We start from the raw sequence: 7,958 nt of genomic DNA, 5'->3' as shown, positions 1-7,958 counted from the left end.
CGCGAAGGCGCCAATATCCAGATCGTGCAAAACGGTCAGGAAGTTGCACGCGTTGACGGCCCTTACGGTGAAGAAGGCATGATCGTGCAGCAGTTCCACCCGCTACCACAGTTCGAAGGCAGCTATACGCTGATCGGCAGTTGGCTGGTTGACGATCAACCCTGCGGTATCGGTCTGCGTGAAGACCGCGAACTGATCACCCAGGATCTGTCCCGTTTCTACCCGCACATTATTCTCGGTTAACGATCAAATTCATTAGTAACAGGCGCGACAATATCGCGCCTTTTTTATGCCTTCCGTCTGGTGATTAATCGATTAACCTTTTATACTCGATATGTCTGTTCTCCTCGGGCGGAGCAACCAGATATGAAGAAACTGACGTCCATTATTCCACCGCAAGTCAACCTGGCGAACGGATGTTTTACCGCGCCTGATATCCAGTACAAATCCACTACCCTGGGCAGTTTGGCTGGGATCTTCGCCGATCCCGTCGCATGGAGCGCTATGCCTGCGGAGTTTGCTGTATATCAGGTAGAAATGTTGCCCTCCATCCAGCAAGAAGGCGAACTGTTTGTTGGTACCACTCACCTGCAACCTGGCCGCGTGGGTAACGAATTCTTTATGACCCGCGGGCATTTCCATCAGCGACCCGAACAGGCGGAATTCTATTTTGGCCTGCGCGGTCAGGGTTTGTTGTTGCTGCAACACCAGGACGGTGCGTGCACGCTGGAGCAGGTTTCGCTCGGCAGCGTTCATCATATTCCTTCCTTCACCGCTCACCGCCTGATCAACATCGGTGATGAGATGCTCTCTGCATTGGCCGTCTGGCCAACAATCGCTGGCCACAACTACGATGCGCTACAACCACAAGGATTCAAATTACGCATATTTGCCGACGGCGCCGGTTGGAAAGCGGAGGCACAATATGAGTGACTCGATGCTTAAATTTGGCCTGGATGTCTACATTAACGACCATCCGATGGGGTTTTGCTATGGCGATGAGGTAATTGGCCCCTTGCCGGAAATTCGGACATTGGAGCAAATCCGTCGCTCGCTACGTGATCCGGACTGCAGCGGGCCAGAACAGGTCTATGCCATCGCCATGGACGTCGCCAAACAGCAGCATTTGGCTGAATTGAAGAAACGCATGTTGCTGTTCGGTATTGTGACCTATGCCAAAGGTCAGTTAGGTCAGGAACCCGTTCGCAGCCAAGGGCATGTGCACCGTATCAGCACGCACAGTGGCTGGTCACCGCCGGAGCTGTATGAAATCTGGCAAGGGAAGGCAATCATTTATATGCAAGAACGCGTAGAGCATGAGCCAGGGCGCTGTTTTGCCGTCCATGCCGGCCCTGGTGAAAAGGTGCTGGTACCACCAGGATGGGCGCACGCCACAATTTCAGCCGACCCCAGTCAACCATTGACCTTCGCTGCCTGGTGCGATCGTGAATATGGTTTTGAATATGATGCGGTTCGTGAATACAAAGGGCTGGCGTGGTATCCGTTGTTACAGGGCAATAATATTATCTGGCAGCAGAACCCGCGCTATCAGTCCGGCAGGCTCCATGCCATCGGACCACGCCAATATCACGAATTCGGTCTGAGCGACGACCCTTTGTACCTACAGTTTGAAACCGATCCAGCGCGTTTCCAGTTCATTTCCAAACCGGGCAGCGTAGCGGAAAAATGGCAACGATTTGAGCCGTAAAGACCACTGTCTTGCTCAATAACAGGAAATTTCATACCTTATGAATTTCGAGTTGCAGCTAGGCGCCCAGCTCACTCATCCCCAGGCGCTTACTTAAGTAAGTAACTGGGGGGACAAATCTGCCGGGAGCAGATTTGAACGCTGCTAGCAGCGGCCCCAAAGGGGTGTGGCCCATGGACGGGCCACATAACTGAGTGCAGGTAACAACGCTGCAACTTGAAAGGCGACGGATATTATGAGAACAGGCCGCAGGCCACCCCTGCCGCTGCCAACACTAATAACCCAAGCATCGCTTTCACCGGAGAAAGCCCTCGTTTAGCCATCAGATACCAGGTCACCAGCACTACCATCAGCGGCATCAGGTTAGGGAAAATGCCGTCCAGCATTTGCTGCAGATGAATATTCACCCCGTCTTTGGTAACAAACTCCAGACCAGTCCCCAGTTTGACGTAGCTCGCCGCTACACCGCCCATGACGAACACTCCCAGTAGGGAAAGTGCTTCTCGCAGCCGTGAGGACTTGCTACTGACTAGCATCTCCACCGAGCCGGAGCCCATATGGTAACCTTTCATAAACAGCCAGTAGGAACCAGGAATGACGATCAGGCTGAACGCAATGATGTAAAACAGTGGGCCAATCACACTGCCACCGGCCGCCAGCGCCATACCTATACTCAATAAAATCGGGATCAGCATGCCCGGCACCATTGAGTCGCCAATACCGGCCACCGGCCCCATCAGCCCCACTTTGAGCGTGTTGATGGTTTCCCCGTCGATCGGCTCGCCGTTGGCGCGCTTTTCTTCCAGTCCAATCACCATGCCGTTAACAATCGCACCCAGCTGTGGCTCGGTATTGTAAAACGAGGTATGGCGGCGAATGGCTTCAATACGCTGCTGTTTATCCTGATACAGTTTTTTCAGCGCCGGCATCATGCTCAGACAAAAACCGTAAGATTCCAGGCGTTCGAAGCTCATCGATGACAGGTTGTACATCATCCAACTGCGCCAGCAACGGCGCAGATCCTGCTTATTCAATTTTGGTGTTGGCATATCCATCAGAATTCATCCTCATCATCAGCCTGAGGCGTGGCCTGTGCGGCGACCACCTGCGGCTCTGGCTTATAGTTGTAGTGAATCAGTGCCAGCAGCGCGCCGACAATCACCAGCGCCACCATATTCAGTTTGAGGAAAACAATGCAGATGAACCCCACCAGGAAGTAAATCAGCATGCTGTAGCTTTTAATGATCTGTTTGAGAAGTATGGCGATGCCAACTGCAGGCAAAATACCACCCACTACGTTCATGGTGGTCAACACCAGCGCCGGCAAGCTGTCCATAAAGGCGTTGATATAACGCGCTCCAAAAAAGACAGCGATAAACGTTGGCACAAAACGCAGCAAGAAGTTAGTGACCTGCGGCCAGATGGCACTATTGAGGTAAATCCCCCGTTCATCACCACGCTCTACAGCCAGATCTGCACGGTGATTCCAGTAAGAATTGAGTACCATCATGGCGTTGAACAACACCGTACCCATGATGCCAATCGTCGCCGCCAGCGCGACTGCCACCTCGGTTCCTTTACCAGAAAGAATGCCCAGCGCAATCGCCGGGAACGCCACAAAGTTGAGATCGGCCGGCATCGAACCACCCGGCGTTACCATAGCGATATATACCGCCTGTACCGCAACACCGATGATAATGCCGGTCTGTACATCGCCGAGAATAGCCCCCACCAGCATGCCGGAAACTAACGGGCGGCTGAGAATATACCAGCCTCCGGTCAATCCCAGCAGCCAAGGGCTGCTCAGCGCGCCGAGATAGCAAAGTATCCCGATAAGCGTCGCTTCAAACCACATAGTTAACTCCTGCCGTTCAGGCTTATTTGAGTTTCTTTTTTGCGTCCAACCAACTGAAATGACTGGCATCAGGGACTAAACGGAATTCGATGGCATGCCCGTGTTCAGCCAGGAAATCAAAAGCAGCGGCTTCTGTGACACTCACCGATTGATTCGGGCCGATAGTCACCGTTTCCTTACGGGCAGACATCGGTCCAACGTTGATCTTCTTGTTACGATTATTGAGATCGATCCCTGCTTCCATCAGCCTACGCAGCGTGACCGGCGATTTGCCAATCACAAAATATTGCTTGTCGCTGGCGATCACTTTCGGCAGTTTTTCTATCGCTTGCTGCACGGTAAACAGCCACACCTTAGTGTCCTGTACAGCCCCCTTCATCACCGATGACAGCAGTGGATCAGCCGCCACCTCATCATCAATCGCCACGATGCCGTCACAGGGCAATTCCTTTGCCCAGCGGGTTACCAATTGACCGTGGATAACCCGGTCGTCGATACGTACAAATGAAATGGCCATATTCTTTCCTCAGAAATCGTCCAATTGCGCCGTTGGCGCCGGACGAGCAAGGGCTATTGCCTCACCCCCCTGTGCCACCAGCTCTTGTGCCGCCTGTTGAACATCCTTCCCCTCCAGCAATTCGGCGCTCATCAATAACATCGGGAAATTCACCCCCGTCACCACGGCCATTGGCACGGGTATTTCGGGATCAAAAGCATGGCGGCAGGCCACGTTGTAAGGCGTGCCACACAGCATGTCGCACAGCACCAGTACACCATCAGCCCCCGCACTCACGCGGTGCAGTTCGGCAGCAAAATCTTGTTTAAAAGCCTCAATACCGGCGCTTTCGCTCAGGCCGACATAACTGGTTCCTGGCAGTTCGCCATAAACCATACGCGCACTGGTCATCAGTGCTTCAGCCATTGGGCCATGAGAAATCACAATCACTTTCAACATGATACTTATCCCCTTACCCAGGCTTTAATCGTGCCAAGGGTTTTGCCCAAGCTTCGGCCATGAGGGCTAATGCGATACGCTCCTACTGCGGCCGGTACGATAAAGGTTTCCGCGTAATGCACCACAAAGGGAGCGAAATACCCACCGGGGCTTTCGATCACCGCCTCTTCGCCTTCAACCAAGTTCAGCACATTGACCCGGCCCTCTGTATGATGCAGTACCGGCCCGCTAAACCAGTGACGTCGCGTTTCGATAAATTCACGCTCATGCAGACCGGTCCGCTCTTCTTGCCAGCCTTCTCCCTCGGCAACGGGTTCAATACGGTTCACCAGATGCTTCGTTACCCAGTCGGTGTCACAGTGCCAGTTGATCACCTGCTCGCCGTGCCGTAGGTGCACAGGGCGTGGTTGACCATCTAATCCCAGGCGGCCCCAGTCCCACAATTTGAACGTGAAAATGTATGGCGTAGCACTGATTTCCAACACCATGGAGCCCGCGCCTGAGCAATGCACCGTACCCGCAGGGATCAAGAAGTGATCGTGTTTATGCGCCGGGAACCGATTAACAAAACGCTGATCATCAAATGCCTTTTCACCTCTTTGGGCTATGGCAAGATCTGCCATCATCGCCTGTGGGTCTGCGCCATTTTTTATGCCCAGATACACTTCAGCTCCCGGTTCAGCGGCCAGAATGTAATAGCTTTCATCCTGGGTATAATGCATACCAAAGTGCTGTTGGATGTATTCCGTCAGCGGGTGAACCTGGAAGCTGAGGTTCTGCCCACCGACGGTGTCCAACAAGTCAAAACGAATGGGGAATTCAGCCCCAAAGCGGGCATGTACCTTTTCGCCCAATAAGGGCTGTGGATACAGCAGTACCAAATCCTGTGAGGGGATCTCGACCCGAACGTCACCAAAACGCATTAGCAGGCTGTTTTCCTCGGGCACGCAGTCAAAACACCACGCGTAGTTGGCTGCCGTCGGGTCGAGATCAAACTGGTTTTTCATCCACTGGCCGCCCCAGATGCCGGGGTCAAAAAAAGGCACTACGCGGAATGGGCGTTGAGTTGCCTGCTGTAATCCAGCATGGAATGCCGTACCGGACACTAATGTCGGTTTACCGGCCTGGTTCGTGTCCAATACAAAATCCGCACGCTGAAGCAGTGGCGTTTTATGGCGATCGAAGACCCGCCATTCGACAAAGAATGCCCGCTTGTAGCGACGTAATACATCTTCATCCACATTGCCCGCGCCCCAGTTACCCAGCTCGCCACGGCGGAAGCGCTGCTGTATTTCCCAGCGTGCCATATCGGCATACACCAGCACATCCCCTTCGGCGATTAACGCGGCGCCCGGCCCATATACCACGACCAGCCCACTGTCGACGCGCGCAATCTGATCACGTAACTGCTGTATACGTTCAATATCAAAAAATTCGGGCATTTCATGGCATGACAGCACGCCAAACACACGGTCATCCGTTAGATTGCGCTCAATCATCGCGTGAATATGCGGTTCATCGTATTTGGCCAACTCGGCGTTGATGCTGCAGGCTGGTTGCAGAGGATTGATAAAATGCTCAGTGAGTTCTGCCAGATTCACCCCATGGTAGCAATCCACGATCAACAGGATTTTGCGCAACCCAAGGGCAGCCACTTTGCGACTAACAGCCTCAGTCACAGCCTGCCATCCTTCCCAGGCGGCGTCGTCATACCCCTGGACGGTCACTTCCGGGAACTTGTCGTAGCTCGTAGCCTTATACTGTTGCTCTGCCATATTGTTCTGCCTATGAACTGAATACATAGCAAAAGATTAATCGATTAACCTTATTGCAAACAGGCTGATTAACGAGATTAACCTCATAAAACCGATAACAAGCGCGTAAAAAACCGAATTTTCGTGACATTAATCACGATTTATTTTCGTTATTTTAAAAAATTAGGTTAATCGTTATACCTTAGTCTGAAAAACAGTACCGACAGGACATCAAATGAGCACAATTACCTTGGCGGACGTCGCCGCACATGCAAAAGTTTCTACCGCCACGGTATCGATGGTATTGCGCAACCGCGGCCGCATATCGGATGACACCCGTAAGCGAGTCCTGAGCGCCATTGATGAATTGGGCTACGTATACAACCAGACCGCCGCTAACCTGCGTAATCGCAGCAGCAATCAGGTCGGTCTGCTACTGCACGATATCACCAATCCGTTTTATGCAGAGATGACCGCTGGGCTTAGCCAAGAGATGGAACGTCATCAGTTGATGCTATTTCTGGCTAACAGCGAAGAGTCGGCTGACAGACAGCAAAAATTTGTCGACTCGCTGCTGCAGAACAGTGCCAGCGGCATGGTGCTGTGCGCCGCCCGGCAAACACCTACCCTGTTTTTTGAAACACTGAAACGCCGCAAGATACCGGCCATTATGGTAGTCCGCCCGGTGGCCGATGCGCACTTTGACTTTGTCGGCACCGATAATTTCTTGGGCACCCAATTGGCGACTCAGCACCTGCTGGATTTGGGACACCGTCATATCGCGTTTATTGGGGGCTCCATCAGCTCTACCACCCGCGCGCAGCGGCTTGGAGGCTACACCAGCAAGCTGGTTGAACACGGCATTGTGGTAAAAGGGGAATGGATCGTAGACAGTGAAGCGAGCCAGAGCTCTGGTGCCAGAGCTGCGGAACAGTTGTTGATGGCCCACCCTGAAATCACTGCAGCGTTGTGCTATCAGGATATTGTTGCGTTGGGTGTGATGCAGACATTACGTAAGTTCGACCGCCAGGTTGGCAGAGATTTTGCGTTGATTGGGTTTGATGATATTACCGAAGCGTCTTTGGTACAGCCGGGTTTAACCACCGTATCAGTGGCCTCACGCGAGATCGGTCGCAAGGCTGGAGAATTGCTGTACAGTCGTATTCAAGGCAATGATGAGCCGCCAAAACGCATCATTCTGCCACCGTCATTGGTGATCCGGGAATCTTGCGGTTTTGCCAATAAATCTACGCCAGCCTAAGCTGGCGTGACAGATTAGCCGACCTGTACCGACAACATGCTCAAAGAGCTCATCTCGATACCATCTACCGGTACGGTGATTTCTTCCTTGCCGTCCCAACCACCGAGCACATACAGCAGTGGCAGGAAATGTTCCGGCGTTGGGTTCGACAACGCCGCACCTTCGTGCTGCATAAAATTCACCAGCGGATGGTTATTACCCTGATAAGTCAGGTTATCCCGCACGAATTTATCAAACGATGCCGCCCACGGATACGGGGTAGCTTCGCCCTGCCATTTGACCATGCGCAGATTATGCACCACGTTGCCGCTGGCGACGATCATCACCCCTTGATCACGCAATGCTGCCAGCTTGCGACCCAGCTCATAATGATATTCTGCCGGCTGGGTACCATCGATGCTGAGCTGTACGATCGGGATATCCGC

The 7,958-nt window shown here is 52.9% G+C and carries 10 protein-coding genes; 4 read left to right on the top strand and 6 right to left on the bottom strand.

All coding sequences use genetic code 11. The features are described from left to right. The 3 genes from VGM55_RS23755 to VGM55_RS23745 form a co-directional block, all read left to right on the top strand. Window positions 1-243, top strand: a 243-nt coding sequence (locus VGM55_RS23755; RefSeq protein ID WP_331636938.1) for a glutathionylspermidine synthase family protein, incomplete at its 5' end; no start/stop codon positions are given. 123 nt (window positions 244-366) lie between these two features. Next, window positions 367-933, top strand: a complete 567-nt coding sequence (locus VGM55_RS23750) for a glucose-6-phosphate isomerase family protein (RefSeq protein ID WP_331636937.1) — start codon at window positions 367-369, stop codon at window positions 931-933. Beyond that, the gene (locus tag VGM55_RS23745; RefSeq protein ID WP_037416528.1) at window positions 926-1,708 is read left to right on the top strand and encodes a glucose-6-phosphate isomerase family protein; all 783 of its coding nucleotides are present in this window, start codon (window positions 926-928) and stop codon (window positions 1,706-1,708) included. Before VGM55_RS23750 ends, VGM55_RS23745 begins: the two co-directional genes overlap by 8 nt. 233 nt (window positions 1,709-1,941) lie before the next feature. On the opposite strand, the gene VGM55_RS23740 is transcribed toward VGM55_RS23745, so the two are convergent. Genes VGM55_RS23740 through VGM55_RS23720 form a run of 5 tightly spaced genes read right to left on the bottom strand, consistent with a single transcriptional unit; the run spans window position 1,942 to window position 6,293 of the window. Next, entirely contained in the window at window positions 1,942-2,763 is an 822-nt protein-coding gene (locus VGM55_RS23740) for a PTS system mannose/fructose/sorbose family transporter subunit IID (RefSeq protein ID WP_115185183.1), read from the bottom strand. Then, window positions 2,763-3,563, bottom strand: coding sequence for a PTS mannose/fructose/sorbose/N-acetylgalactosamine transporter subunit IIC (locus VGM55_RS23735; protein ID WP_037416524.1), 801 nt, complete (start codon window positions 3,561-3,563; stop codon window positions 2,763-2,765). The genes VGM55_RS23740 and VGM55_RS23735 overlap by 1 nt, the downstream gene beginning before the upstream one ends. A gap of 22 nt (window positions 3,564-3,585) precedes the next feature. After that, a complete protein-coding gene (locus VGM55_RS23730; RefSeq protein ID WP_037416520.1) occupies window positions 3,586-4,080 on the bottom strand; it encodes a PTS system mannose/fructose/N-acetylgalactosamine-transporter subunit IIB in 495 nt (164 codons plus the stop codon). A gap of 9 nt (window positions 4,081-4,089) precedes the next feature. Continuing rightward, window positions 4,090-4,518: a PTS sugar transporter subunit IIA gene (locus tag VGM55_RS23725; RefSeq protein WP_037416517.1), complete on the bottom strand. Its 429-nt coding sequence runs from the start codon at window positions 4,516-4,518 to the stop codon at window positions 4,090-4,092. Between the two features lie 5 nt (window positions 4,519-4,523). Next, entirely contained in the window at window positions 4,524-6,293 is a 1,770-nt protein-coding gene (locus VGM55_RS23720; RefSeq protein WP_331636935.1) for a class I mannose-6-phosphate isomerase, read from the bottom strand. Window positions 6,294-6,507: 214 nt separating this feature from the next. Here VGM55_RS23720 and VGM55_RS23715 point away from each other — a divergent pair, with 214 nt between their 5' ends. Then, window positions 6,508-7,533, top strand: a complete 1,026-nt coding sequence (locus VGM55_RS23715; RefSeq protein WP_037416513.1) for a LacI family DNA-binding transcriptional regulator — start codon at window positions 6,508-6,510, stop codon at window positions 7,531-7,533. A 14-nt stretch (window positions 7,534-7,547) separates the two neighbouring features. Here the strand turns inward: VGM55_RS23715 and ygiD are convergent. Further along, a partial coding sequence (gene ygiD / locus VGM55_RS23710; RefSeq protein WP_331636934.1) for a 4,5-DOPA dioxygenase extradiol occupies window positions 7,548-7,958 on the bottom strand: 411 nt, incomplete at its 5' end.

Source organism: Cedecea sp., from assembly GCF_036500665.1.
Classification (GTDB): Bacteria; Pseudomonadota; Gammaproteobacteria; order Enterobacterales; family Enterobacteriaceae; genus Cedecea.
Note: the sequence above shows the minus strand (reverse complement) of the source record. Positions and strands in the feature narration are given on the sequence as shown.